The 25,815-nt window shown below is 56.8% G+C and carries 20 protein-coding genes; 7 read left to right on the forward strand and 13 right to left on the reverse strand.

The window, feature by feature from the left end; translation table 11 throughout:
• Window positions 1-24: 24 nt before the first annotated feature.
• The 3 genes from AABA21_RS10080 to AABA21_RS10090 all read right to left on the reverse strand — a co-directional run bounded on the left by AABA21_RS10080 (window position 25) and on the right by AABA21_RS10090 (window position 4,680).
• Window positions 25-738 (reverse strand): TPR end-of-group domain-containing protein, encoded by a 714-nt coding sequence (locus tag AABA21_RS10080; protein ID WP_338249409.1) that lies wholly within the window; start codon window positions 736-738, stop codon window positions 25-27.
• Between the two features lie 435 nt (window positions 739-1,173).
• Window positions 1,174-3,234, reverse strand: coding sequence for a GMC family oxidoreductase (locus AABA21_RS10085; RefSeq protein WP_338249411.1), 2,061 nt, complete (start codon window positions 3,232-3,234; stop codon window positions 1,174-1,176).
• 354 nt (window positions 3,235-3,588) lie between these two features.
• A complete protein-coding gene (locus AABA21_RS10090) occupies window positions 3,589-4,680 on the reverse strand; it encodes an SDR family oxidoreductase (RefSeq protein WP_338249412.1) in 1,092 nt (363 codons plus the stop codon).
• 140 nt (window positions 4,681-4,820) lie between these two features.
• On the opposite strand from AABA21_RS10090, the gene AABA21_RS10095 reads away from it, so the two are divergent.
• From AABA21_RS10095 to AABA21_RS10105, 3 genes are all read left to right on the forward strand, one after another.
• On the forward strand, window positions 4,821-5,204 hold the full coding sequence (locus AABA21_RS10095; protein ID WP_338249414.1) for a winged helix-turn-helix transcriptional regulator: 384 nt from the start codon (window positions 4,821-4,823) through the stop codon (window positions 5,202-5,204).
• 5 nt (window positions 5,205-5,209) lie between these two features.
• Window positions 5,210-5,569, forward strand: a complete 360-nt coding sequence (locus AABA21_RS10100) for a cupin domain-containing protein (protein ID WP_338249416.1) — start codon at window positions 5,210-5,212, stop codon at window positions 5,567-5,569.
• Between the two features lie 190 nt (window positions 5,570-5,759).
• Window positions 5,760-6,572 (forward strand): hypothetical protein, encoded by an 813-nt coding sequence (locus AABA21_RS10105; RefSeq protein ID WP_338249419.1) that lies wholly within the window; start codon window positions 5,760-5,762, stop codon window positions 6,570-6,572.
• Here the strand turns inward: AABA21_RS10105 and AABA21_RS10110 are convergent.
• Complete coding sequence (locus AABA21_RS10110; RefSeq protein ID WP_338249420.1) at window positions 6,506-7,189, reverse strand: NUDIX hydrolase; 684 nt, start codon at window positions 7,187-7,189, stop codon at window positions 6,506-6,508. The genes AABA21_RS10105 and AABA21_RS10110 overlap by 67 nt on opposite strands.
• A 173-nt stretch (window positions 7,190-7,362) precedes the next feature.
• Between AABA21_RS10110 and AABA21_RS10115 the strand changes: the two genes are divergently transcribed.
• Entirely contained in the window at window positions 7,363-8,094 is a 732-nt protein-coding gene (locus AABA21_RS10115; protein WP_338249422.1) for a hypothetical protein, read from the forward strand.
• 6 nt (window positions 8,095-8,100) lie between these two features.
• On the opposite strand, the gene AABA21_RS10120 is transcribed toward AABA21_RS10115, so the two are convergent.
• Complete coding sequence (locus AABA21_RS10120) at window positions 8,101-8,985, reverse strand: NmrA family NAD(P)-binding protein (protein WP_338249423.1); 885 nt, start codon at window positions 8,983-8,985, stop codon at window positions 8,101-8,103.
• A gap of 54 nt (window positions 8,986-9,039) precedes the next feature.
• Window positions 9,040-9,513: a nitroreductase/quinone reductase family protein gene (locus AABA21_RS10125; protein WP_338249425.1), complete on the reverse strand. Its 474-nt coding sequence runs from the start codon at window positions 9,511-9,513 to the stop codon at window positions 9,040-9,042.
• Between the two features lie 460 nt (window positions 9,514-9,973).
• Between AABA21_RS10125 and AABA21_RS10130 the strand changes: the two genes are divergently transcribed.
• Entirely contained in the window at window positions 9,974-10,636 is a 663-nt protein-coding gene (locus tag AABA21_RS10130; RefSeq protein ID WP_338249427.1) for a TetR/AcrR family transcriptional regulator, read from the forward strand.
• Window positions 10,637-10,651: 15 nt separating this feature from the next.
• Here AABA21_RS10130 and AABA21_RS10135 read toward each other — a convergent pair whose 3' ends face one another.
• From AABA21_RS10135 to AABA21_RS10150, 4 genes are all read right to left on the reverse strand, one after another.
• The gene (locus AABA21_RS10135) at window positions 10,652-12,100 is read right to left on the reverse strand and encodes a hypothetical protein (RefSeq protein ID WP_338249428.1); all 1,449 of its coding nucleotides are present in this window, start codon (window positions 12,098-12,100) and stop codon (window positions 10,652-10,654) included.
• 174 nt (window positions 12,101-12,274) lie between these two features.
• A complete protein-coding gene (locus tag AABA21_RS10140) occupies window positions 12,275-13,210 on the reverse strand; it encodes a nucleoside hydrolase (RefSeq protein ID WP_338249430.1) in 936 nt (311 codons plus the stop codon).
• 125 nt (window positions 13,211-13,335) lie between these two features.
• Window positions 13,336-14,322 carry a tetratricopeptide repeat protein gene (locus AABA21_RS10145; RefSeq protein WP_338249433.1) on the reverse strand — a complete coding sequence of 329 codons (987 nt, stop codon included), beginning with the start codon at window positions 14,320-14,322 and terminating at the stop codon, window positions 13,336-13,338.
• A gap of 204 nt (window positions 14,323-14,526) precedes the next feature.
• A complete protein-coding gene (locus tag AABA21_RS10150; protein WP_338249435.1) occupies window positions 14,527-14,967 on the reverse strand; it encodes a hypothetical protein in 441 nt (146 codons plus the stop codon).
• Between the two features lie 164 nt (window positions 14,968-15,131).
• Between AABA21_RS10150 and AABA21_RS10155 the strand changes: the two genes are divergently transcribed.
• Together AABA21_RS10155 and AABA21_RS10160 are read left to right on the forward strand one after the other, a co-directional pair.
• Window positions 15,132-16,103, forward strand: coding sequence for a D-2-hydroxyacid dehydrogenase family protein (locus tag AABA21_RS10155; RefSeq protein ID WP_338249437.1), 972 nt, complete (start codon window positions 15,132-15,134; stop codon window positions 16,101-16,103).
• A 388-nt stretch (window positions 16,104-16,491) separates the two neighbouring features.
• Entirely contained in the window at window positions 16,492-17,355 is an 864-nt protein-coding gene (locus AABA21_RS10160; protein ID WP_338249439.1) for an LLM class F420-dependent oxidoreductase, read from the forward strand.
• Window positions 17,356-17,393: 38 nt separating this feature from the next.
• Here the strand turns inward: AABA21_RS10160 and AABA21_RS10165 are convergent, their stop codons facing one another.
• From AABA21_RS10165 to AABA21_RS10175, 3 genes are all read right to left on the reverse strand, one after another.
• A complete protein-coding gene (locus AABA21_RS10165; RefSeq protein WP_338249441.1) occupies window positions 17,394-19,700 on the reverse strand; it encodes a serine/threonine protein kinase in 2,307 nt (768 codons plus the stop codon).
• A 254-nt stretch (window positions 19,701-19,954) separates the two neighbouring features.
• Window positions 19,955-21,643, reverse strand: coding sequence for a winged helix-turn-helix domain-containing protein (locus tag AABA21_RS10170; RefSeq protein ID WP_338249442.1), 1,689 nt, complete (start codon window positions 21,641-21,643; stop codon window positions 19,955-19,957).
• 175 nt (window positions 21,644-21,818) lie between these two features.
• Window positions 21,819-25,358: a tetratricopeptide repeat protein gene (locus tag AABA21_RS10175; RefSeq protein WP_338249444.1), complete on the reverse strand. Its 3,540-nt coding sequence runs from the start codon at window positions 25,356-25,358 to the stop codon at window positions 21,819-21,821.
• Window positions 25,359-25,815 lie beyond the last annotated feature (457 nt).

Genomic DNA, 25,815 nt, shown 5'->3' on the forward strand with positions numbered 1-25,815 from the left:
GGGATATCATGGAAGGAATATTATTTATTTTTGCGCATCGCGTAGCGCGGCCAGTTCTGGATCGCTCTGTGAGAGCTCCTGAAGGCGAGGAGCGAGCGTGAGAGCTTGCTGTAAGAGGGTAGATGCCTTGTCAAACTGCTTCAACTTCGTGTAGAAGCAGGCCAGGTTATAGAGGAAGTAACCTTTGATCCAATCCGGCACTACCTGCGTCTGCAGGATGTGATTGGCGCAACGCTCGCGGATCTCGATGGCACGCGGGAGGTTGTCATGGTCGAAGTAGTACTGCGCCAGGTGTTCCTGCTCGTGCTCGTAGCAACTGCCCAGGAAGGCCACATACAGTGGTCGCTCTCCCATGAACCAGGGGAAGCGATTGGGAGTTGTCAGATCTTCTTCGCTAAGCTGTTCGGTCAGCGCGATGAGTTCGGCGTAGGTCTGTTCAGACTCGGCAAGAATGTCTGACCAGGGACGCTGCTGTTGCGCGAAATTCTGCGCATTGAGCTTTTCCTCGTCCTCTTCGTCCTGCGCCAGTTCTTGATGCTGCAAGACAGCCGTCAGCTTCCTGATGAGATTCCTGCGCCAGAAGTTCCGATGGGCCAGGTGATCTTTGGCAGCCCAGCGCTCCCACGTCCCGCTGGCGGTCCGTTCGCTCTCACTGAGGTCCTGCACAAAAACTTCTTCATCATGATGACCCCGCTGCAACAGGTCGAGGACAAGAGTCTTAAAAGGCTGTGTGGACATTACTGTTCCCTTTCATCGTTCCTCACAATAATATATGTTCTATTGAGAGTATCCCATGAAAAGTGGTCAAATTTCGTCCGCATAGGGATCAGATTCTCAATGTCGCGTGAGGTATGTCGTTCATTTTGCAAATCAAATGTAACCGTAGGTGCCGGGCTTGTCCTCAATACGTTCAACTTAAGAGCAAGCGGCAAGAAAAGAAACCACAGTACGTGCGGGGCTTGCCCCCGCTTGTTCCCTCGCCGCTCGAAAAAGCAACAGAAAGAGTGTGATGCATCGCATGCAAACCGTCCTTGATCGCTTTGAAGGGGCCTTTCCTTTTGAGAAGCAAACAAGCGGGGGCAAGCCCCGCACGTACTGTGATTTTTCTCTCGTTTTGCACGGCCTTAAGTTGAACGTATTAAGATTTGCTCCGGCACCTACGTTGGTGTGTTTTTACATGATGGTTTTGATGTATTGCGCGGCCTGGTGGGCCAGCCCCATGATGCTGAGCATGGGATTGACGCCGCTGGCGGCCGGAAAGACGCTGCCGTCGCAGACGAAGAGTCCCTGGACGCCATGGACCTGGCTGTGGGCGTCGGTCACCGCCTGAGCGGGATCTTTGCCCATGCGGCAGGTGCCCATCTGGTGGGCGCTATACATGATCAGGTGGTTGACGCCCAGACCGTGGCGTTCCAGTTGGCGATCAAATTGCTGCCAGGCGCGCTCACCCAACTGGTCCAGTTGGGGACGCGTGAGCTGGGTGCGCTTGCTTTGCAGGGAGGTGACCTCACTGGCGCCAGCGGCCATGTGGACGCGGGCCGCCTGCCTTAGTCCGTGCAGGATATGGCGGCGATCAAAGACAGAGGTGACATAGTCGATGACCGGTTCCCCGTGGCGGTCCAGCGTCACCCTGCCCTCACCCTTATCGCGCGTCAGGATGATGATGGTGGCCAGGTAGGCCGCGTAGGACATGTTCTCGCGATAATCGCGGGCGGAATGCCAGGGGGAGCCCATACCCAGCAGGCCCGGATGCGTTGGCGCCACCTCCAGTTTATAGCCGTAGACGCCGTTGAGATGTCCAAACTCGTCGCTGTAGGCCGATTGCATCACGCCCTGCCACGGATAGACTTGCTCGGGATAGCGCCCGCTGATGGTGGTGGTTGGATGCAGGTGCAGGTGCTGCCCGATGTGCGGATTGCTCAGTCCCGAACGTAGCAGGATGGCTGGTGAATGGATCGAGCCCGCCGCTACCACGACGGTGCGCGCGCGTATCGTCAACCGCCTGGTGGTGTTTGTTGCTGGATCATAAACGCTGGCCTCGACGCCTGTGGCTCGCCCCTGTTCGATCAAGACGCGTTGGGCGTTGCAGCGCACGATGATGCGCGCGCCGTGCTCGTAGGCGTCCTGCAGATAGGTCTTCAGCGTGGACTGCTTGCAGCCGTAGCGGCAGCCAAAGCCGCAGGTGCCACAGCGCTGCTCGCAGCCGACCGCGTTGCGGCGCAGGCTGTCGGCATGATAACCAAGGGCGTGCGCCCCTTCATAGAGCAGCTGATTTTGACGATTGTGGGCGCTATTGTCCGTGTTGATCTGGATGCGCCGCTCAACCGCCGCAAAGCTCTCCTGCAGTGCGGGGCCTGTGAACACGTCGGATAGACCCGACAACTGCTCCCATTCGGCCAGGGTGTCCGGTGGAGTGCGGAACGAGGTATCCCAGTTGACGATGGTACCTCCTCCCAGCGTGCTGCCGGCCAGGATCGCCACGCCCAGGTCTTTGGAGCTGAGCAGGCCGCGCTTGAGATAGAGCTCGTTCATCGCCTGGGCCTCTTGCAGCGTGAAGTCGGACTCGTCCTGGTAACCGCCTTTCTCCAGCACAATCACGTTCTTGCCCGCCAGCGCCAGCTCGCCCGTCACCACGCCGCCGCCAGCACCTGAACCGATCACGACCGCGTCACACTCCAGCGTCGTATCTTCTTGTATTGCCAGTGGTTGCAGCCGTCGTGGCGCGGTGGATGCTGCTGGTGGATCGGCCGGATGGTACTCAATGGCGGCCCAGGTGGGATTGTGCCCCTGGGGATCGGATGTGGCATAGAATAGGAAGCCCGTGAGCCGTTTAAATAATTGGTAGCCCTGTCTCAACTGTGCCAGGGGACTATGGGCCATGGCCAGCAGATATTTTTCACGTTGCTCAAAGGGAAGCACTCTGAAGGGACGGCCCTTGCCTACCAGCAGCAGTCCGGTGGCGGGGCTGCGCAGCAGTGCCAGCAGACGCTTCACATCGGCCCGGCTCTCTTCATCCTCGCGACCCAGCGTCTCCGCGATCAAGAGCGCCAGGTGCAGATCGCCGGCGTTGGCGCGATAATAGGCCACCTGAGACTGGTCGCTATCGGGTGGTGGGTCCAGAGAAGGAAAGAACGTCTCACAAATAGCCTCTAAAACCTGAAGCTCATCATCTGAAAGCCAGCCGGCTCCTGGCGACTGCGTATCGGTCCGCGGTGAAGACGAGGTGACATCCATGGCGCCCCCTTTCAGGCAATGCTATCCGCTTTGTATTTAAAATAAGTAATCTGATTAATTGAGACTAACGCAAGTATAGCATATGAGGTTTATATGGGGGTTCACACCTACGGTGCTTAGAAATCTATTGTGAGTTGGTGCAGGGGGCGTGGATGCGCACCCCCTGCACCAACTCACAATAACCAGTGCGCCCTGTATAAGCTTTCGCACCTGCGTTGCTTGTGAGTCCTTTTTATAGTGGTGCAGGGGTGCGCATCCGCGCACCCCTGCACCACTATAAAAAACCAGTGCGGCCGTGCAGCGGACGCCCGTGCGGGGGCGCTCACCTTCCTCTACAGAGTAAAGCTATTTCAGCTATGGGATAACCCTGCGCCTGCGCAAATCTTCAAAGATGTTCATGAACATCGCCTCTGTATCGACGAACTCATGGAAGCCGAAGCGGCGGGCCTTTGATCCATCGGCAAACATGTCATAGTCCCAGGAGAACACCACGTCCCCAAAGTTCCAGGAAGACACTTCCTGGTATGAATGCCGCTCAAGCCTATATTTTTCTATCATCTCATGCCAGAGCGGCTCTTTATCGACCATGACGATGTTGAGGGACATTGGCAGTGGTGGGGCTACCTCAAGATCAAAGAAACGGGCGATTTTCGGCCACATCTCGCTCCAGCGGAAGAGGTCGCCGTTGTTGATGTTGAAGGCCTGGTTGGCGCAGGTTTCGTTAGTGGCCGCCCAGACGGTTGCGTGAGCTAGCAACGTGGCGTCCGTCATTTCGAGCAGCGAGTGATACGCGCCCGGCTTACCTGGAAAGCGCAGCGGCAAGCCCAGTTCTTTCGAGATCGAGGCGTAGATCGCGATCACCATCGCCAGATTCATTGGATTGCCGAGCGCGAAGCCCGCCACCACCGATGGCCGGATCGCCGACCAGGTCCAGCTTTTGCCTCGCTGGCGCTGTTCAAGAAAGTTCTGCTGGTCGACGTTGAACTCGGGAGGCATGTGGGGTGCATCCGTCTCGCGCGCCGGTGTCTTGAAGGGTCCCAGGTGCGCGCCATAGACTTTGTAGCCCTGCATCAGGCTAATGTGTTGTAACCCCGGCGCAACTGCCTCGACCACCTCCACCACGTTCATGAGCATGGTCAGGTTTGGTGGCACCAGCTCGGCCCACGTCGGGCGATCCTGATATGCCGCGTAGAAGATGTGCGTCACCTGTGTCAGCTCTCCCAATTTCTCCTGGCTATCATCGCGATCAAGTAGATCGACCGCGATATATTGGACGCGCTCGGTTGTCTCACCACCGCGGCGCGCCAGGCCGATAATATCCCAATCAGGAAGCGTCAGCAGATAATTAATGAGGTTGCGCCCGATTACTCCCTGCGCCCCCACGACCAGAGCTACCTTACGCCGTTCCAAAGCTGAAGCGAGATCTTTTTTATCCTGCTGTATCATTGTATCTTCTCCCGTTTTTTATTTGTTACTTACTTTTTACTGGTCTGCTTTGATACCTATAAGATAGCCTTCTGTCAGGAGCTCTACAAGTACGCACTTTGAAGTAACCTGGAGACGCGCGGTTATGCTATACTGATGGCATGGAAAAAACCCTTCAACCGTCTTCACCCCATAGTGTGCTGATCGCTCATTGTCCCTCGCGGCAGGTGCTTGACTTGATCGCCGATAAATGGACCGCCATGATCTTTGCTCTGCTGGAGCAACGGCCCACGCGCTTCAATGAGATGGAGCGTGCTATTGAAGGGATCTCACACAAGATGCTGACGCAGACACTGCGCAGCCTGGAGCAACGGGGGATTGTGACGCGCACGATTACGCCAACTATCCCGCCAGCCGTAGAATACGCGCTTTCTCCGTTGGGGGTTACGTTGATCCCGCTTATGGCCGCCCTAAGACAGTGGGCTGAAGAACATATGGATGAAGTTGAGCAAGCCCGTCAGGCATACGAAGAAAAGGTAATCTAGACATTATGATACAAAAAGTAGAGCATGGCACGATCTTCCCTCGTGAGGATGGCAAGATCATCGATGAACACTTTGGTGTTTTAAATACAAAGAAGGATGACTTCAGCCTGGCGCACATGTTTGCGCCTGCCGCCTGGCGCGAGCCCGCGCAGATCGCCGAGTTTGATGAGGTAGTGATCGGCGTAAAGGGCGTACTGGCCGTGGAGGCCGATGGACAGCGCATCGAGGTCGCCGCCGGCGAGAGTTGCCTGGTGGGCCGTGGCACGCGCGTCATCTACAGCAACGCCAGCCAGGATGACCAGTGCGAATACTGGTCCCTCTGCATGCCGGCCTTCCGCCCCGAGCGCACCAAAATGGAAGGGTAAAAGCCCCGCTCCACATGTGAAATGCATCTCAAAGAAAAGAAGCGGGCACAGACGCCCGCTTCTTTGTATATTGCCACAGAAAAACCTTCAATGCCTCATAGCATATAGTTACCGTTTTCGTTCTTCGGCGTCTCTATAACAATGTCCCTGTTTCGATGTCATAGTTAAAGAAAGCGAGGAGAACTTATTCATGTCGGTTCAAAGAGAGGCGTATGCGCAGGCGCGCAGCGCCCTATTGGGACAGATTACCCGTGTGTTGCAAAATGATGAGCGTTTTGTGGCTGCGTGGCTGGGCGGCAGCTTTGGACGCGGGGAGCAGACGTGGTTGAGCGATCTGGATCTGTACGTCGTGGTAGCGGATGCTTTTAGTGCGTCTTTGTGTGCTACTCCCTGGCAGACCGGCGCGAAAACAACGGCCGAGCGCCTGGCCTTATTTCAACAGTTTGGAACGCCGGGCCTCATCTTTGAGCGTAATACCCACGCGAACCAGATGGGTGGCATCCTGACCAACGTGGTTTATCAGGAGTCCGCACAGAGCGTCGACTGGATGTTGATTCCACAGGCAAAAGCCTATCGCGAATACCCTTCTCTCCTATTGTTCGATAAAGTTGGTCTTCCTGAACCGCCCACACCAGAGCCCGAGAGCCTGGAGCAGCGTATTGAACGTGCATCGACACAGGTGGGCTTCTTCTGGATCATTGCCTGTGGATGTGCGCGGGCCCTGGTAGCAAACAAGCTCCCGCTCTTCTACTTCTCTCTGCTCGACCTGGAAAGGGCGCTCGGAGAAGTAAGGGCCGCGCGGCGTGGCGAACAAGCTCCATATCTCAAGTCCAGCAATCAGCCAATATATTCAACCGCGAAGCAGTGTGCGGCTATCCTGCTCGCCTTGTGCGATGAAATGGAGAGCATGATGCCTGGGGTCGTTCATCTGGGTGGTTATGTCCCGGCTTCACCGCGTTCACTGATTGAAATGCGGCTCTCGCTGCTCTCATCCGAAGAATAAGGCGCATTGTCGTATTGTTGTAGCAGCCTGCGTCGCAGCGGCTGGAGCTGTGGCAGGCTGCTGGCCAGGATGAACTGGGTCGCCAGTCCGATGGCGGCCAGGTGCATGGCCTGTAGCTCGTAGCCGCCCCGCCATGTCTGCCGGTTGAACTCGGCGAGATCCTGCAATACGATTTCAATGTCCTCGGTCTCGTCCAGGGATTGCTCGTGGGTTTTTTGCACGTCGATGGCGAGGAAGGACCAGATAATATTATTCTGGTTGGCGGGATTGGCGTAGCTGTGGCCCACCTCGAAGAACTGGCCGCCGCCATAGCCGGTCTCCTCCAGCAGCTCGCGCTGTATTGCCTCCACGGGCCTGGCATCGCTGGGCTCGGTCCCGCCTCCGGGCAGGCCGACCAGTATCCGGCCCGCGCCATGGCGGTATTCGCGCACCAGCACCACGTGTCCCTCCGTCGTGACCGCCAGCACATTGACCCAGTTCGAGTATTCCAGTACATGATACGGCTCAATGATCAGGCCGTGAGCGTTCTGGCAGCGATCCGAGCGCACCTTCAGCCAGCGATCCTCATACGTAATCGTACTCCCCAGCACTTTCCAGGGCTTTAATCTATCTTCCATTAAATAGCCTCTCTCTTGCTTCAGAATACTATCATCATAGCGCATCACGCCCACGAGGGCTAGCAATCACATTGTAAAATTTCATGCATGGCTCGTTTATGCTCTTGGATGGATGAGGTAATTGGTTAACTATCGTTGGAAAACTGGTTATCCGTAACCGTAAAGGAGCATATATGGGCCAGTGGCTCGTTCTATCTGTATTTGTCTTGCTCGGTATTATCGGTATTATTGAGCTTGTGTTTGGTATCTATTGCGCTGTGATGGCCGTCTCTCAGTTTATTCGGGCACGCCGAGAGCGGCGCAGGCTGGTTGATGTGAGCTGGCAGGAGCGGCAACATGCCAGTTTATTGCGTAAAGGTGGCTCCACGGCCTTCTTCTTTTCGATGGGCGCGGTCTGGCTGCTGGCTTCAACCTTCTTCCTCGGCGCCTTCCTGGGCAGCATCGCTTATGCCAACGCCTTTCAGCCGGGTCGCTGTACGATTGTCTCTACCCGGCTGGTGCGTGAGAAGATCACCAAAGTTGTCGGCTCCCACGAGGAATACAACTCCAGCACCGATAGATGGGAAACCGTCGATGATACCTGGGATGTCCTGGGCTATCGACCCTATTATACGGTCAGGTTGAATACGGACCAGGATAGTGTTGATGTCAATGGACCCGATGTCTATCAGGATGCTCAGGAGGACGCGTCTTCTGCTCAAGCTATCCTCAAGCAGTACCAGCGCGGAACCGTGTATAGCTGCTGGTATTTCCCGCCGGATAAGCAGCAGATTACGTTCAACGAGCCGCCCCGTTCCAATCTAAGCCTCGCTTTCATACTTATCCCGGTCACGGTCACCGGGCTGATTGGAACCGTCTTTACCATACTGGCCTTTAGACGCAGGCGTAAAGCCCGGCAAGGCTGAACATTGTTATGTCCATGATTGTGTGATCCATCTCTGGCGGTTGTTTTGGATGAACTGGGCGAGGGTGGTGCCGGGATGCCCGAGGATCTGCTGGAGCGTCTCGGTCTTCTCCTCTCCCAGGTGCAGACGGGTGGCGCTGTATTCAATCGACATAAAGATGATCAGGAAGAGTGAGACCCCGCGCCGGTGCATGCGCCACCAGAAGCGGGGGAGCGAAGGATGTGTGTAGCGGATAGGGGTCTGTAGAACCTCGCTGAAGATGCTGGCGATCTCAAAGAAGTTGAGCAGTTGCGGCCCGGTGAGGTTGTAGGCCCGATTTTTGTGTGGCGCCGGTTGTTCAGCGATCCTGACCACCATCTCGGCGATGTCGCGCGTATCGATCAGAGCCATGCTGCCCTTGCCCGCCGGGATAAAGATCTCATGGCGTGTGGCGATATCGATACCATGCGTGGGCGCTTTGCGGATAAAGTTCTGCATAAAGTAGCCGGGACGCAGAATGGTATAGGCGATGCTACATCGCTCCAGGTAGCGTTCAATTGTATAGTGTGGGACCAGCTTTAGAGTACCTCCGACGGGTACTGAGAGGAAGATAATATGCTGGCAACCGGCGGAGATCGCCGCGTCGATGAATGGAATAGTCCGGGTGCGTGCCGCGTTGGGAGATCCCTGCGAGAGGACCAGAAACAGTATTTGCACGTCCTCGAGGGCGGTTGACCAGCTTGAGGGATCGGCGAAGTCGAACTTGACGCTCTCTATCGCCTGTTCAAACTCTGCCTGGATGATTTCTGGACGGCGTGAGACTGTGCGGAATGGGAGAGGAGGGTCGTGCTTCATTAGCTGACGCACAACTTCAGATCCCACATTTCCTGTGGGTCCCGTGATGATAAACATGACAAATCCTTCTGCCAGTGTATGGCCCTATTATCGCTGTAGCGTACTTTAGGTTTAGGATTGGTGGAGATCGATGCGCATCATGGTGAAGCGTTGGGCCGCTTCGTGCATGGCGCTACGATCAAGCTCCCCAGAGGAGTTTTTCTGGACCTGGAAGGCGCGCGCCGCGTTCGGCAGGCGACCAAGATACCGCTGCATTTCTTGTTCGGTGATGGTTTTGTCCAGGATCGCGTTGGAGCTTCCCTGATAGGTCTTGCCCTTGACCACTACCGAAACCGGGGCGTTATCACGCAGATTGCGCCACCACTGGTGGTCTGTGAACAGGGTGATGTGCTCGCCATCCTGCATATAACCCACCGGCGTCGTATACTGCTTGCCGCTCTTGCGACCCGTGAAGGTGATGAGCATAAGCTGTGAGCTCACCATGCGATGCAGCGGACTACGCAGCACGACTTTTAATAGCGCATTGGCAATGCCGGGAACGCGGCCCGGGGGGATGTTCGAATTACTGGTGGCCTCGACCGTCATGGTCATTCTCTCTTTCTCGCCCATAGTAGTCTGCCGTAGCGATCTGATGCGATACTATAACCAGGTAAGTTGTACTTGATGGGTTTGTATTATGACTTTTTTAGCTTACATTTATGTGGACACATGTCCGCTTATATTCTTGTTCTAGCATAGTGGACATGTGTCCACTTGTCAAGATGAAGATCGATGTAGGGTGTACGTCAATTTTTTGCAAGGAGACACGGCGAAAAGAAACACAGAATGCCTAGTAGGTTCGGCCCTTGCGGCCGATTTCCTCTCCACGCACGACCATGACCACCAAACGCGAGGACCACGGAAACGTATGTGAGATGCATGTTCATGCGGCGAGGAGAAATCGGCCGCAAGGGCCGAACCTACGGAAGCATGTTCGTTTTTTTCGGTGCGGTTCTCTGTGCAAAAAATTGACGGCCACCCATCGATGTAGACCAGGAGAAAAAAGATGGGTGAGCAGAAAGGCGGCGACCTGCCTCCTTATCCTTCCGTGTTATCGTTTGCTACTGTGACGGAGAGGAGGGATGCCGCCGAGCACCGGCGACATATCTTGCAGGTCGCCCGGCATTTATTTCTTGAGCAGGGGGTTGATCAGGTGGGTATGTACCAGATCGCGCGTGTCTCGCAGGTGGGACAGGGGACCCTCTACCGGCGCTTCGCCCATAAGGGAGCGCTCTGCCAGGCGTTACTGGAGGAGAGCTGTGTGCATTTTCAGACCGGCGTCCTTGCTTATCTGGAGCGCACAGATGCTGAAGGTGCACCGGTATTTGAACAGATCAACGCGATTTTGCAGCAGCTTATCGATTATACGGAAGAGAACGCGTCTCTGCTTGGCGCGATGCTGGACGCTTCCAACGGCAACTATCATAGACAATCCTATCATAGCCCCTTTTACCGCTGGCTGCGCCAGCTCTTTCTGGTTTTGCTGACGCGAGGCGTCATGCGACACGAGCTGGCCGAGCAGGACCTGGAGTATGTCGTCGATGTTGTACTCGCTCCGCTCGACGTCGGCTTCTACCACTATCAACGCCATGAGCTCGGTTTCAGTCAGCAGCGCATCGCCACCAATCTACGTCAGTTTCTTGCCCATGGTCTGAATGTAGAGCACTAAATCTTCCTATTCCTTTCAGGCTTCGGCCATGCGTTGGACGATGCCGGTCAGTTCGTGCTTGGCGTGCTCGATGTCGCCGGCGAAGATGATGCCCATGGGATGTTTGGCCATGCGGCAGATGATGCGGGTACCGCTGGCCTTGAGCTCCTCATCCTTGTCGGCGATGCGCGCGCGTAACTGGCGCGGATCGATCTGTTTAGGAATGTAGTATTTGTCGATGGCCTGGATGCGATTGCCAATGGTGGAGCGCATAGTGTTGATGGTGGGCTGCAGGCGATTGGCCCCGATAATGTTGAGGATGGCATCGGTATAGTTGGTCCAGCGGGGATTGCTCTCGGCGACATAGAACGCGGAGGGCTGGTCCCGTTTCTTCTGCAACTCAGCCTCCAGGGGACTGGGAATCATGATGTCGATATTGGCGACGCCGCGCAATGTCGTAAAATCGTAGCCGCAACGCTCGGCGGTGAGCCTGAGAATCTGCTCGAAGTAGGCGATGGTCTGATCTTCGTAGCGTTTCTGCATGCGCGCGATGGTCTCGTTTTTCGGCCGGTAGTTGCCGGTACCGATGCAGGCTTTGCTCCCCTTCTCCTGCAATTGTCCATTCCAGCGCAGGGTCTCGATCTGTCCGTTCATAATCACGACCGACATGCCCGGCGAGTCGCTGAAATCGATGCAGCGGCTCATGACCACGCGCGTCTCCTTCTCAGGGTCCATGGTATCTAGCAGGATAGCTTGCGCGGCCTCCAGCGCCTCGCGCCAGCCGCGATAGTTCTGTATCAGGTCCGCTTCTCCATTGGGAATCAGGTGGACGGCGTTCTGATCGCTGTAGAGCAGGCTGCTGCCAAAGTTACCATCCGACTCGGATGTACGCAGCATAATTCCTGGAGGATAACTGTGCAGGCCCGCCTGCGCATAAATATCTTCGATGTCCGCCAGGAAGCGCAGCGCCTCGCCCGGAAGGGTATGGATGCTGGCGATGCGATAGTCAGGAGGTTGAAAGTCGGGTAGCGCGTATTCGTCGAGCAGCTGATAGAAATTGGCCTTATTCTTTAACTGCGAAACCATGGCGCCCGGCAGGCCCCAGGAGATGCCTCCCATCTCGGTCTGAATGGTGCGCTCCGATTCCGGCACGTTGATATAGGGGACCACCAGCGTGGCTGCCTGTGGGAGCCCCTGTTGCTCCTGGCGCAGCTCGGGGCTGGTGGCCGCTTTGATATTTTTGCCAAAGAGCGCGCCCAGATAGGCGATATGTGCATGGAGATCAGCGGTATGCTCGGTGACATGGATACGAACTTTCTCAGCATTGAGGGGGAGATGGCCGCAGCGCTCCCCGTATTGCGCCTCTAATTTGCGAATCAAATTACTATGTGAGGCGCGCAGGATGCCACTGCCAATATTATGGAATCCGACCCCGATTGTAGCAGGTGGCTCTAAGCAGAATAAAGAGGTATCGAGTGTTGTCATCGTCCTGTTTTTTCCCCCATCGCATCGATCTTATGCAGGTTGATACGTGTTCGGCTGTGTCTGCGCGTTCTTGCGAACGCTGGAAAGCGGTGGCAGAGCTAACCGCCAGCCAGCGGGATCATCTACAGCATAATAGCATACGCGGAGAATGGAAAAAAGCTCATCCTTTGGCCGCTAGGGAAAAGTACTCCCTACGCGTTCTATAAACATCTGGATGAAGCGCTCCGCATCTACTTCAATCGAGGCCAGTACGTTGGGCGTGGCGGCCTGCTCACCCCTGAAATAAGCCACGGTCTCTCCCATTGTCAGTGCTCCCTGTAGCTCGACCTCCACGTAGGCGGGCTGCCAGGTGATCAGGTCGGGCTGAAAGACGCTGGCCAGGCAGAGCGGATCGTGCATGTGGAAATCCGGCTGCCCATAGAGGGGTGCATAGATATCGAAATAGTGGGCGAACATCTGCCGCATGCAGGTCTTGACGGCGCTCTCGCCCTGCGCGAACTCCGTGGCCTGGATCTGTGTGAACGGTGTGCGATTGGTGGTGTCCAGCGAGACCAGGCGAATGGGCCAGCCGGCCTTGAAGACCACGTGGGCGGCATGCGGATCGGCGTAAATATTAAATTCAGCGCTGGGCGTGACGTTGCCGGGTGAGAGCAGGGCTCCTCCCATGATAACGACCTCGCGTACAGTCTGCACGATGCGCGGCTCGCGGCGCAGGGCCATCGCCAGGTTCGTCAGGGGTCCGATGGCGACCAGCGTGATCTCACCGGGATTGCCCATGATCTTCTCGATGATCAGATCGACGGCATGTTGCTCTACCGGCTGGATGCCCGGCTGTGGGAGTCTGGCCTGCCCCAGGCCATGCTCACCATGGACGTGGGCGGCGTGGAGACGATTGCCAACCAGCGGCTCTCGACAGCCACGCGCCACCGGAATATCGGTGCGGCCCACCAGGGTCAAAAGCGCCAGCGCGTTATGTGTTGTGTGCTCGACATCCACGTTGCCGGTGACGGTCGTGATGGCCTCCAGCTGAATTTCGGGCGAGGACAGGGCCAGGAAGAGCGCGAGGGCGTCATCGATACCAGGATCGGTATCCAGGATAATACGATACAAAGGGAACCTCCATTGCGATGAGATCTGCTATAAATTCATCCCTATTATATCGCAAGCTGCCTGCTTATCGATGACGCATTACAAGGCGTTCGCACTCCTCTCGCGGTGGTGTGGTAGATCGCCGGCTAGCTAATCCTGGTACGCGCTTCGGTCTGGGCGATGCTGGTCACAGCCAGGACGTATGAGACACTGTGCCGCGTCGCCATGTGCCTGGCCGTCTCAAAGCTTGCCAAAGCCCTGGTGGGCTGCTCCCGGGCGAGATGCAGGTAGCCGATGCTGAGCAGGGCGAAGATATAGGGGATCGGCAGTTCCATCTCCTGCGCCAGCATTGCAGCTTTCCGATAGTACAGTTCAGCCTGTTCCATATTTGTCATCACCTGCTCCAGGTCGCCCATATTCATGTAGGTGAATGGCAGGTCGACTCGTATATTGAGTTCTTCCCGCATCGTCATGCCGAGCATCAGCGAGCTGCGGGCCTCCTCCAGTTTGCCCATCTCCTGAATGCAGACGCCCAGGTGTAACAGGATCTCGGCCATCAAGATCTGGTGATTCTGTACTTCCGCGATCTCCAGCGCCTTCGCGAAATGGGTATATGCCTGGCTGTTGTCTCCACTATTTTGATGAACGCGACCGATATTAAAGATAGATTCACAGATGCCCCATGCATCATTGCTCTGCTGCCGCCGATCCAGGGCATCGTTGAAATGCTGGAGCGAGGTTTGAAAATCGGCTTCATCTTCATGGGTATTGAGGGCCTGAAAATAGAGTGCCTGTCCGGTCCAGTCGATGATGTTGATCAGTAGCTTCTCATCATCAATTGTTTCCGCCAGTTCGCGAGCCCGCGACAGGGTCGCCAGCGCCGTGGCCGCTTTATGTCCCAGGTAGATGATGCTTTTGGCCTGCAAGATGCCCGCATGGAGCAGAAAGCTGCTTCTGGACTGCGGGGATACCCCGGTTTCCTCCTTGATCAATTGCATTCCCTTTTCCAGCAGTTGGTGCGCCTGGTGAAGCTTGCCCTGAAAAAGGTAAGATATAATAAGATCGCTTAAATTTTGCAGTAAAAAGGTATATTGTTCAGTAATAATTTCTTGATTTTGCTTCTGATTAAACATAAAAAGACCTCCTCACAGTACATGGGTAGAGCGAGGAGGGCAGGTTCTTTTGAAGCCTTATTCTCTACTATTCTATATTCAGCCGAATTATATTATATAATTATCTGATTACCTGTAAAAAGGGTCGGAATCAAGCTGATTATAGCCGTTTGCCTGCTTGAGAACCTGCCTCCCTGCGGCGTCGCGGCCTCCCCAATTGTCTGTTTACTGGTTATACCCATGTTCATCCGGGTTGATGCGTGTATTTTTGTCTGTGCGTGAACTGGTAGTACGATTATGTTCTCCTGGTCCGGCCAGGGGAGCTTCTAGCCCATACAGGGCGTCGGGATCGGGATCTACGCCTGCCGTGGTCTCTTGCGACTCCCCGTCGCTATCATCCAGATTAGAATATGGATCCTGTCCGTCTATATCACCAAACTGGTCCTGTAGACCATAATCGTCTTTAGGATCTTCACCGAATGGTTGCTCATTCTGCGTATCATCGATATTAGGATCAGGGCTGAACGTCTCGCGCTCATCCGCGCCGCTTTCTTTCGTATAGTTGTCATCACCGTAGAGCTCTTGCTGGCCCTGAATATGTGTTCTGGTTTTTGCCTCTAAGGCTCGATCGTTATCCTGTCCTCTATTCTTATTAGGATCTGCCATCCTATCCTCCTCTATATTTCACTTCAATATCTGGTTATCTTCTCGTGTTCTATCGTTTACCCACTTCAGGGGTGATAGAGATAGTACGCAAGAGCGACCCGAAAAGTGTCTACATGAGGTATCATTAGGGTGTCAAATGTCGATCAATGTAGAGGAGACATATTATGAGAATTGTGATTTCGGACGATTATCAGGATGCTGTGCGTGGCCTGGATTGCTTTGACCGGCTGGTCGATCAGCAGGTGACGATCTACCATGATACTGTGAGGGATATCGATACGCTGGCGAAACGCTTCCAGGGTGCGGAGGCGCTGGTGCTGATCCGTGAGCGTACCCCGATTACCTCTGATCTGCTGGATCGCCTGCCAGATCTGAAGTTGATCAGTCAGACGGGTCGAGGCATCGCGCATATCGATCTTGATGCCTGTACGAGACATGGTGTAGCGGTGGCGGCTAGCGGCGGCTCGCCCTACGCGACAGCCGAACTGACCTGGGGCTTGATCCTGGCCGCTATGCGGCACATTCCATACGAGGTGGCGCGTCTGAAATCCGGTCACTGGCAATCTACACTCGGTACGGGATTGCATGGGCGTATACTGGGTATCTTTGGCTACGGCAATATCGGTCGCCTGGTGGCCAGCTATGGACGTGCCTTCGGTATGGAGGTTGTGATATGGGGACGCCAGAGCTCGCTGGATCACGCGATCTCGGATGGTTTTGCAACAGCCGAGAGCCAGGAGGAGCTGTTTCGCCAGTCGGACGTGTTGAGTCTGCATATCAAGATGAGCCCGGAGACGCGCGGTATCGTGAGGGCGTCCGATCTGGCATTGATGAAGCCTACGGCTTTGCTGGTCAATACCAGTCGGGCAGGTCTGATCGAGCCGGGCGCCCTGGAGCAGGCGCTGCGCGCGGGGCGTCCCGGTTTAGCGGCCGTCGATGTCTACGAGTCCGAACCCGCGACGGAACATCCTTTGCTGCAGATGGATAATGTGGTCTGTACGCCGCACCTGGGCTATGTGGAGAAAGATAGCTACGAAATGTATTTTTCGATCGCCTTTGACCAGATACTGGCCTACGCGGCCGGACAGCCCGAGAACATCCTCAATCCCGAAGTGTTGAAGCGTTCCCCAACGTGAAACGCCCCCTTAAAAAAGGAACGTTATTGTAGGGACGAGCTTCAACGGTCGTCCGGGCTGCCAGCGACAGCGACGGCAGCCCACGTCCCCCACGACCCCGTTTCTCCTGTCTTCCATGCTCGCCAACGTCGTCCCCCCACGTCAACGTACCACACACGTACCCAAACGCACTGCATGGGGCGAAATACCATACACGGGAAGCCGAACCGGCCGGGTACGGGGGCCGCAAGCGGCCCGGTCGACCGTTGAAGGTCGACCCTACAGGGGCGTTCTTTTTGGAGGGGACATTTCACCACGATGAAATAAATGTTGTGTGTATTACTGTTGTTATGCGTAAACCATAAACATCGCTTCGACTCAACAAAATACTATACTACAGGAGTATGAGATGCAGATAGGTGTAACATTTCCACAGACAGAGATTGGTGCTGATCCCCAGGTTATTCGCGATTATGCCCAGGCCGTAGAGGAGATGGGCTATGAGCACGTGTTGATTTATGATCATGTGCTGGGCGCGAACTCCGCCAGTCGTCCGGGTTGGTCCGGCTATACCCATACCGAGATGTTTCATGAGCCGTTTGTGCTCTTTGGCTACCTGGCGGCTCTGACGAAGCTTGAGCTGGTGACCGGTGTGATTATTCTGCCCCAACGTCAGACGACTCTGGTGGCCAAGCAGGCGGCCGAAGTTGATGTGCTGAGCGGCGGCAAATTCCGCCTTGGCATCGGTGTTGGCTGGAATCCGGTCGAGTACGAGGCGTTGGGCATGGATTTCAATATCCGTGGCCGCGTGGTCGAGGAGCAGATAGAGTTGATGCGCCAGCTATGGGGCCAGGAACTGATTACCTTTAAGGGCAAGTACCATACCGTGACCGACGCGGGCCTCAATCCCCTGCCGGTGCGTCGCTCGATCCCCGTCTGGATCGGTGGCAGTTCCGATGTGACGCTGAAGCGTGCCGCGCGCATCGCCGATGGCTGGTTCCCACTGGGAAGGCCAGACGACAAGATGCGCGGGTTGCTGGACCGCCTGAACGGCTACCTGCAGGAGAGTGGCCGCGAACGCCAAACCTTTGGGATCGAGTCGCGTGTCAGTGCGTCCGAAGGCAACCTGGATCAGCAGGTGCGTGAAACCGAGCTATGGCGTTCCTATGGGGCCACGCACATCTCCTTCAATACAATGAACGCCGGCTTTACCTCCCTCGATCAGCACCTGCAGGCTTTGCGACGCTACAAAGAAGCCGTCAAAACGTTGTAACCGACAACGGGGCCGCCAATCGGCCGCAAGGGCCGAACCTACGGTGATGATGATGAGACGCGGTGGATGTTGATGCTGGCGAGACCGGCGATCTGGTTACATAGCGTCGCTACCCCTGGATTGGCCTGGTGTGTAGCCGGATCGGTCCAGCCGGTTTTGGAGATGCTGGAGTCGCCTAGCTGGTCCAGCTGGTTGCGCTGATTCTGGGCCGCTTTCAATTGGTCCTTGGTTAGCTTGCCAAGCTGGAGGACCTGGTCATGCATTCTGGTGATCAGGCCGGTGAAGGCGACCATGTGCGCGTCGATCGCGTTGGCCGACGAGGTCTGGCTTGAGCTGGCGCCGGGGGACGCGACAATCCCCGCCAGGTGCAGCCTGATGTGTTGCAGATGGCCATGGATATTGGCGAGCTGCTTGCATTCCAGCAAGCCGATCTTGCTTTCGTTCAGGATATTCTTGTCGGGCGCGGCCGGCAGATGTCCTGTCGCCTGCGTCTCAGTGGCCGCGCAGGGACCATCCATGTAATAGAGCATATCGGTCAGCTTCTGGCGCATGAGTACGGGGTCCTGCAGATTCTTGACGCTCGCGGCCTCTTGCTGTATCTGCTCCACGTCGTGCTGGAACCAGAAATCGATGCCATTATGTAACCCACGACTGTCCAGTGTCGGGTCACTGGCCAGCAGGTGCCGCAGATGATCCAGTTGGCTGAAGTGCTCCGGATCGCTAGCTAGTGACTGATCGGGAATGCTGCCCGAGTAGCGCCACGTTTTGGTGTCCAAAACCGGGGTGACGGGCTGATCATTGGGTGCGTTCTCGGTAATCACAAAGGCGCTCATACTGGCCAGCAGGTTCTGGTGATTAGGACTCTTGTAATTGAGCGTGCCCGCTCCATTGTTGATGGAGATGTTCCCCAACAAAAGCGCGTCATTTTCTGGTTGCTGCTTGTCGTAGAGCCAGGCCTTGTAGACTTTGCCTGCCGCCGGCGGGGCCACGTTCTTGAGGTTGATCATGACGCCATCATTGATGGTCGGATTATTGCTGTCGAGCGCGTTGCCGGTGTTGTAGAAGGACATCTGCCCCACAATTGGATTGGTGGGACTGGCCGCCCCCGAAGGGAACAGGGTCAGGACTCTGTTCAGCAGGGTTGCGCCGATGACTAGCAAGACCAGGACCGCGAGGGCAATGGGCCACAGGCTGCGCCAGACGCGGTTGCCTGATGTAGAAGGTGCCGGCGCCTTTGGTGGCGTGGTGGGCTCTGTTGTCCCTGGCTTTGATGGTGCTACGACCTGCTGGGTCGCAGGTAATGCAGTCCGGGTGGTATTCGCGTGCGATGCGAAGGTCGTCTGCGCTTCCGCGGCCCCCACGGAGATGATCGTTGGCAGCGAGGACTCGCTGCCAACGATCGGCGGTAGGGCCAGTTCAGGCGGTAGCGACGGCTGGCTATGGCTACTTTTTACCCGTAGTCGCTCGGGGATGGGGACGTGGAAGGCGTTCGCCACGGCTATCGTCATCGAGGTGGCGGTAGTAAAGCGTTCGGCCGGATCTTTGGCCATGGCGTGCTTGATGACGAAATCTATTTCAGGCGGGAGCATGGGGTTAATCAGCGTGGGCGGCGTCGGCTCATCCTGCATATGCTGGCGCATGACCGTGTAGGCATTATCACCCCGGAATGGTGGCGTGCCGGTACAGATCTCGTAGAGGATCACTCCCAGCGAGTACAGGTCGCTTTTGGGCGTGATCTCGCCGCCTTGAACCTGCTCGGGCGCGATATACAAGGGCGTGCCCATCAATGCCCCCATCTCGGTTGGTCCCTGGGCACCAATGATCTTGACCAGGCCAAAATCGCTGAGAATCGGCTCGCCCATCGCATTGATCTCGGTATTGGTGCTGTCCAGCAGAATGTTGGAGGGCTTGATATCGCGGTGCACGATGTTTTTTCGGTGCGCGTAATCGAGTGCCTGGCTGATCGAGGCAAAGAGCTCAACAATCTCTTCGGGAGTCGGAAACTGGCTGGCGCGTGAGGTGCGCTGGATATACTTGTCCAGCGTGGGGCCGTCAACGAATTCCATCACCAGGTAGGGATCACACCCTTCTTCTTCGGGACCCGGGATATGCAGGTCGAAGACCTGCACGATATTTGGATGATGCAGCTGGGCGATGGCCTGACCTTCATTGATGAAGCGCGTCATCGATCCAGGGGTGACGTACCGGAGATCCGCGTGCAGGATCTTTACCGCCACAAAGCGGCGTAGTTCCGGGTGAAGCGCCTTCCAGACCTGAGCCATGCCGCCGGTGCCGATCGGCTCCAGCAATTCATACTTCCCAAAACAATTTGGCTCTTTATTCATGAACTTTCCTTGCCCCTAACAGAATGTAGTGCATTTTGAAAGATAAAATAAGTACATTGCGCCACTTTATCATACACGCTGGTCAACTGCGTGTCAAAAAGAGAAGTGAGGTGCCATACATGTGATGGTGCGGGGGATGCACCTTGCGCATCCCCCGCACCATCACATGTATGCTATTGAGCGCATCTATGTCTTTTACTTTCTAATATACATAGACGCGCCGCTGGGGGATTTTTTGACCGCGGGTGGTCTTTCTATAGCAGAGAGAGGGCGATGGACCTGGCCATAGCCTGGCTACGGCTCTGCACACCTAGCTTGCTGCAGATGTTGAAGACATGCTTCTTGACCGTGCCCTCGCTGATGATTAGAGAGCGGGCGATGTCGCGATTGGAGGCGCCATTGAGGAGCTGCCGCAATACCTGTTGCTCGCGCCGCGTCAGGGGCTCCAGCATAGCGCCAGATTTTGGTCCGACGTGTTCTGACAATGTTATGGATTGTCTGGGCGCCTGTTGCTCATACCACTGGCTGGCGCGCTGATGGAGCTGCTGAACCTGCTGCGCGTCTGTGCGCTGCAGCAGGTAGAGGAGCGTCTCGCGCAGCAATGGCGCGTAGCTATACCAGCTCCCGTGCTGATCTGTGAGCGGCTGACAGAGGTTGGCGCGCTCCAGTTGCTCAAGCAGCAGCTGGCTGTCGCCGGCCTGGCGCAACGTATCGCAGAGCCCGGCATTCAGGCGTGTGACAATCGAGGTCCGCAGCATAAACTGCTGCACCTCGGTCGTCTGCTGCTGAATGACCTCTTCGATCAGGTAGTCGCGGATATAGCGGTTGTGGTTGAGGTATGTATCGACATGCTGCTTATCGCTTATGGAGAGCAAGGCTAGCTGCAGGCCCGCGATCCAGCCCTCGGTACGGACCGTCAGGGCCGCGCACTCGCTGTCATCGAGTGTGATGCCCTGCGTTCTCCTGAAGAAGGCGCCGGCCTCATCTTCTGTGAAGCGTAGCTGGTGCTGGCGTATCTCGGTCAGCGCGCCCTGGACGCGCAGCCGGGCCAGCGGCAGGGGCGGCATCGTGCGGCTGCTGATTATGACATGCAGGCGCGCGGGCAGGTGATCCAGGAAGAAGCTGAGCGATCGATGGATCTCCGCTGCCTGGATGGCCTGGTAGTTGTCGATAATGATGATCGTATCCATCGTCAATTGCTGGCAGGCATTGAGCAGCGTCTTGATGACCATATGTATGGTCTCGTCTTCTGGATGGACCAGCAGAGTTCGAGACTGTGCGGCGATGCCCGTGTGAAGGAGATCGAGCGCCGCTAAGATGTTGCTCCAGAAGCTCTGTATGTCGTTGTCGTGGCTGTCGAGCGTGATCCAGCCATGTGGCCAGTGTGGCGCGTGGTGACTGGCACACCAGCTGCTGAGCAGGATGGTCTTGCCCCAGCCAGCTGGAGCTGAGATAAGCGTTAGCTTGCCCCTGGCTCCGCTGGTGAGAAATGTGAACAACCGTGGCCGCTCGACCGGGTTCCCGGCCATGGTTGGGAAGGCGAATTTTTCGGCCAGCACGACCTGTGGCCGCTGTCCCCGCGCTGTACACACCTGGATGGCCTGTGGCGCGTCCCGATTCGGCGGCTCAACCCTGGCTGCCAGTACGCACGCGGCATGCTCTAGCCGCTGCAGGCTCATCTCGGCTGGACGACCCAGGTATATTTTGTGTATGCGACCGCCTCGTTTACGATAGGCGTACCAGTACCAGCCGTTGCGCTGTCGCTCGTGGCGCGCGGTAAAGTTGCCGCTGCTCTGCTTAAAGGCGAACGAAGTATGCTGATCATCCGCTAGCCAGGCATACCAATCATGGGAGCCCACAATGATGGCAGGAGATGTTTTGTCTGTTTGATCAGCCAACCATAAATATTCGTCGACAACGACCGGAATGAAATTGCGGGTCATGGTATACGAACCTCTCTCTGGCCTTTTTCTTCGTTGAAATAAGAGTGCGTACCCATGACTGTACCTGATTTCAGGCCTGATTACATCGGCGAAAGCGTGTATTTTCTCGGCCTCCATATATTGATGTACACATTTCCGCCTAAGCCAGATGGCTGAGATAGCTGGCGATTGTGTGTCAGTCGAGGTGATGTTCGATGGCGTAGCGCGTAGCGGCGCTGCGGCTGCTCAGACCAAGCTTGTTGTAGATGGCGCTGAGATGGGTCTGGATGGTGCGTGGGCTGACGACCAGCCTTTTGGCGATCTGCCCATTGGTAAAGCCTTGCGCGACCAGTTTCAGGACCTCTTTTTCGCGGCTGGTCAGGTTGGCTGCGCTTCCATTATCTGGCCGGCTATGGCCCGCGCTAGCTGTGGATACCGGTTGGGCAGGTTGGGTTTCTGGGATGGCCAGGACCTGCTCTGGCGTCTGGTTGTAGCCGCTGCTCCAGCAGGCGGAGAAGCGTTCGTTGCCGAGCTGCTGGCGCGCGATGGCGATGGCGTTCTGGTAGGGGGCACGCTCTATAGGTGGGATGGGGGCGCCGATTTTTTCGCGCATGGCGGCGGCGGCCCCCCATAGTTGCGCGGCGCGCTCGGGCTGGCCCTGACGTACGACAACCTCACCCAGGCGTTCCAGGCATGAAGGGATAAACCAGCGATCACCGACGCGGGTACAGAGGGACAGGCTCTCCTCGATCAGCGCCTGGGCTTTGCTGATCGCTTCCTGTTGGATCGCCAGTAGACCAAGGTCCGCCAGGATATAAGATCGGCTGGAGCCGCTGCGCTTGTCGCTATTGAGGGCCAGGCAGCGCTGAAACAGGTTCTCGGCCTGTGTGTAGTTGTGCTCGTTGAGGGCGAGCAGCCCCATCACATGTGTGGCCTCGGCGATATAGCGCTGGTCCCCAATTGCTCTGGCGACCACCATGCTCTCTTCGATCAGGTTGCGCGCCTGCCAGTGGTTGCCCTGATTGAGGGAGATCAGCCCGAGCTGGCTCAAGCGCGAAGACAGGGTCCAGCGATCTTCGCTGGCGCGTGTCAGTGCCAGGCTCTCCTCCATGACCGTGTGGGCCGCCGCGTAATTGCCCTGGCGGGCCTCCAGGTGCCCCTGCATGTTGAATACGCCCGCGATCATGACGCGGTTGTTGAGCTGTTTGAACATCTTCAGGCTCTCGGCCAACGATTGGCGGGCGGCGGCAAAGTTTGCCTGCGAGAACTCGATACAGCCGAGGGCGAATAGCCTGGTGGCGACCCCTTCATCCTTGCCGGCTTCGCGAAAGATGGTAATGCTCTCCTCCAGCAACCGGCTCACCAGCACCTCCTCAGACTCCCGCAGGACCGTGCTCTCCGCGTGTATTTCCAGGTAGTGGGCCAACGGCTGCTTGCTCCCTAGTTCCCTGGAAACGGCTACGCATTCTTCCAGCAAGGTGTGCGCCCGGCTGTAGTTGCCCTGGTAGAGAGTCACGATCGCCAGGGGCAGCAGGGCCAGGGTGATGCCGACGCGATCATTGATCTGACGGTGCAGGTCCAGGCATTCGCGCAGCAGCGTATTGGCCTGCGCGTAGTTGCCCTGGTGGGCCGCCAGCTGACCCAGGCCATCCAGACAGTAGGCGATGGAGCGCGTATCGCCCAACTGCCTGGCGATGCTGAGCCGCTCCTCAATAAAGATCTTTGCCTCGTTCAGAAATCCCAGCGCGAAGGCTTCATCGGCCAGTGAGGCCAGGGCGTCGCTGATACCGTACTGATCGTGCTGGGCGCGGGCCAGCGCCAGGCTGCGCTCATAGAGGGTATGGGCCTCCGAGGGCGCGTTGCGCGCGTAGGCGGTGCCCAGCTTATTGAGCGTGGCGACGATGCCCGATTGATGCTGTAGCGTCTCAAAAAGCGCCAGGCTCTGCTGCCAGAGCTCGATGCTGCGTGCGTATTGCCCCTGACTATCGGCCAGGGCCGCCGTGGCAAAGCAGGCCTCGGCCCATAGCTGATCCCCGATCTGCTGGCCTTTGCTTAGTGCCAGCGCCCGTTCGGCCAGCTCATAGCCTTCGCGATGGCGATTGCGGATCAGCCAGAAGCGCCAGAGGGCGTTACAGAGACGCAGGGCATATGCGGGTGCCTCTTGTTCTAGCAGCCAGCGTAAGGCGGACCGCAGATTGTCGTAGTCCTGCTCCAATCGGTTCAGCCAGTAGGCCTGTGTTGAGCACCGCAATTGTGGAGCCGCCATCTCCGCCAGATTCAGGTAATGGAGCGCGTGGGCCTGGTAGGAGCCGCTAGACTCACCGGTGTTGAAGAGGCAGTCCAGCCCGTATTCGCGCACGGTCTCCAGCATGCTCAGGCGCATCTCGCCGTTGGCCTGTTCGCTCTGCTGGAGCAGGCTCTTGTCGATCAGCGAACTGATTGTATCGAATACGCTCACTCCCGCCCCATCTTCGGACGGTTCCAGGAGCGCGCAGACGTCTTCTGCGGCCTCCAGGGCGCAGCCACGTACAAAAACCGCCAGGTGGCGAAAGATCTTTTGCTCGGCTGGCGTCAGCAGGTTATAGCTCCAGTCAAGCGTGGCGCGCAACGTTTGCTGGCGCGGCGGCAGATCACGGGGTCCACTGGTCAGAACCTGCAGCCGGTGCTCCAGCCGGTTCAATAACGCCGAGGGTGACAGATGCTTGATGCGGGCCGCCGCCAGCTCAATGGCCAGCGGCAGCCCGTCCAGTCGGCGGCAGATCTCCGCGATCGTCTCCGCGTTTTCAGGTGTCAGCGTGAAATTGACCCTGACGGCGCTTGCTCGCTGTATAAAGAGCTCTATGGCGGCGTAGCGCGCCAGCGTCTCGCACTCAGAGCGCTGCTGACCTTCTGGCAGCGCCAGCGGGGGGACATTCAGCTCGTATTCGCCACGCACATGCAGCATCTCTCGACTGGTTACGAGTATCTTGAGCAGCGGACAGCTTGCCAGCAGCTCGGAGAGCACGGGGGCGGCCGGCATGATCTGCTCAAAGTTATCCAACACCAGCAGTGTGTGCTTGGGGCGCAGAAAAGCCTTCAGGCGCTCGATCAGCGGCTCGTTCCCGGCCTCTATGAAGCCAAGCTCGCGGGCGATGGTCGGCACGACGAACTCGGATTCAGTGATGGGACCCAGTGAGACGATCGAGACGCCGCCGGGGAATGTATCCACGAGTAAGCAGGCCATCTCCAGCGCCAGACGCGTTTTGCCGACCCCACCGGGACCGGTTATGCTGAGCAGGCGCACATCTGGACGCTGGAGCAGCGTGCAGGCCGCGTGGATCTCCTGCTCACGTCCAATCAACACATCCGGTTGTACCGGAAGCACCACCTGTGCCTCCTCGCCGCTGGATATGGTGGCTGTTGGGGAACCCTTGACCTGCGCATCCAGCGCTTTCCGGCTTATCTCCTGCGCCGCCTCTTGGAGCCGTTCGATTGTCAGCAGCTCCGATTTTCCCAGGTACGCGTGCAGCAACCTCCCTTTGCGCTTACTATAGGCCTTCCAGTACCAGCCACCGCGCTTATTGCTGGCCTGCTCTTTGCGCGCCGTATAGCCGCCGCTGGTGCCGTAAAACGTAAAGGTGGTCGCTGTCTGCAGCCACTCATACCAGGCCGCACCGCCCACGGCGAGCCTGAGTTCCTGTCCCTCATGCTGATAAGATAACGTATCGCTGCGTACAGTGGGCGTTGCATCTGCCATTGTAATCGGCTCACCCCTATATACTTATTTATATGTATATGCACGCTTAATAAAGGAAAGTTCCCCAACAACTCCTTGCACCTTCATGGTCATGTTCGGTAACTTTTGTGCGGCCAATTTATACCCCTATATTAATCTGCCTGGAAACAGCCTCCATTTGAATTATCAGCCATATTATACAATGGAACCGCTGTAATATGTTAGTGGATGGTGCAACGTCATGGCTGGGTGCAAATGCACCCAGCCATGACGTTGCACCATCCACTAACATCCATCGAGCGCCGCAGGCGCGTAGTGTCAGGGGCCGAAGGCACGAACCTTCGACCGTTAGGTAACCCATGTGATACCTGGAACCAGCCGTCAGGCGTGAAAAGTAGTAGAAAAATAAACTGCCAAAATACTACTTTCGTTCGCTTCAAATTCAGGTTATCCATTTTACACTTCTGACATGAAATCG

The organism is Dictyobacter halimunensis (assembly GCF_036245075.1).

What these genes read in the sequence shown, in the direction of transcription:
- AABA21_RS10080 (WP_338249409.1), bottom strand. Translation starts at nt 738, where the DNA reads ATGTCCACACAGCCTTTTAAGACTCTTGTCCTCGACCTGTTGCAGCGG.
- AABA21_RS10085 (WP_338249411.1), bottom strand. Translation starts at nt 3,234, where the DNA reads ATGGATGTCACCTCGTCTTCACCGCGGACCGATACGCAGTCGCCAGGA.
- AABA21_RS10090 (WP_338249412.1), bottom strand. Translation starts at nt 4,680, where the DNA reads ATGATACAGCAGGATAAAAAAGATCTCGCTTCAGCTTTGGAACGGCGT.
- AABA21_RS10095 (WP_338249414.1), top strand. Translation starts at nt 4,821, where the DNA reads ATGGAAAAAACCCTTCAACCGTCTTCACCCCATAGTGTGCTGATCGCT.
- AABA21_RS10100 (WP_338249416.1), top strand. Translation starts at nt 5,210, where the DNA reads ATGATACAAAAAGTAGAGCATGGCACGATCTTCCCTCGTGAGGATGGC.
- AABA21_RS10105 (WP_338249419.1), top strand. Translation starts at nt 5,760, where the DNA reads ATGTCGGTTCAAAGAGAGGCGTATGCGCAGGCGCGCAGCGCCCTATTG.
- AABA21_RS10110 (WP_338249420.1), bottom strand. Translation starts at nt 7,189, where the DNA reads ATGGAAGATAGATTAAAGCCCTGGAAAGTGCTGGGGAGTACGATTACG.
- AABA21_RS10115 (WP_338249422.1), top strand. Translation starts at nt 7,363, where the DNA reads ATGGGCCAGTGGCTCGTTCTATCTGTATTTGTCTTGCTCGGTATTATC.
- AABA21_RS10120 (WP_338249423.1), bottom strand. Translation starts at nt 8,985, where the DNA reads ATGTTTATCATCACGGGACCCACAGGAAATGTGGGATCTGAAGTTGTG.
- AABA21_RS10125 (WP_338249425.1), bottom strand. Translation starts at nt 9,513, where the DNA reads ATGACGGTCGAGGCCACCAGTAATTCGAACATCCCCCCGGGCCGCGTT.
- AABA21_RS10130 (WP_338249427.1), top strand. Translation starts at nt 9,974, where the DNA reads ATGGGTGAGCAGAAAGGCGGCGACCTGCCTCCTTATCCTTCCGTGTTA.
- AABA21_RS10135 (WP_338249428.1), bottom strand. Translation starts at nt 12,100, where the DNA reads ATGACAACACTCGATACCTCTTTATTCTGCTTAGAGCCACCTGCTACA.
- AABA21_RS10145 (WP_338249433.1), bottom strand. Translation starts at nt 14,322, where the DNA reads ATGTTTAATCAGAAGCAAAATCAAGAAATTATTACTGAACAATATACC.
- AABA21_RS10150 (WP_338249435.1), bottom strand. Translation starts at nt 14,967, where the DNA reads ATGGCAGATCCTAATAAGAATAGAGGACAGGATAACGATCGAGCCTTA.
- AABA21_RS10155 (WP_338249437.1), top strand. Translation starts at nt 15,132, where the DNA reads ATGAGAATTGTGATTTCGGACGATTATCAGGATGCTGTGCGTGGCCTG.
- AABA21_RS10160 (WP_338249439.1), top strand. Translation starts at nt 16,492, where the DNA reads ATGCAGATAGGTGTAACATTTCCACAGACAGAGATTGGTGCTGATCCC.
- AABA21_RS10165 (WP_338249441.1), bottom strand. Translation starts at nt 19,700, where the DNA reads ATGAATAAAGAGCCAAATTGTTTTGGGAAGTATGAATTGCTGGAGCCG.
- AABA21_RS10170 (WP_338249442.1), bottom strand. Translation starts at nt 21,643, where the DNA reads ATGACCCGCAATTTCATTCCGGTCGTTGTCGACGAATATTTATGGTTG.
- AABA21_RS10175 (WP_338249444.1), bottom strand. Translation starts at nt 25,358, where the DNA reads ATGGCAGATGCAACGCCCACTGTACGCAGCGATACGTTATCTTATCAG.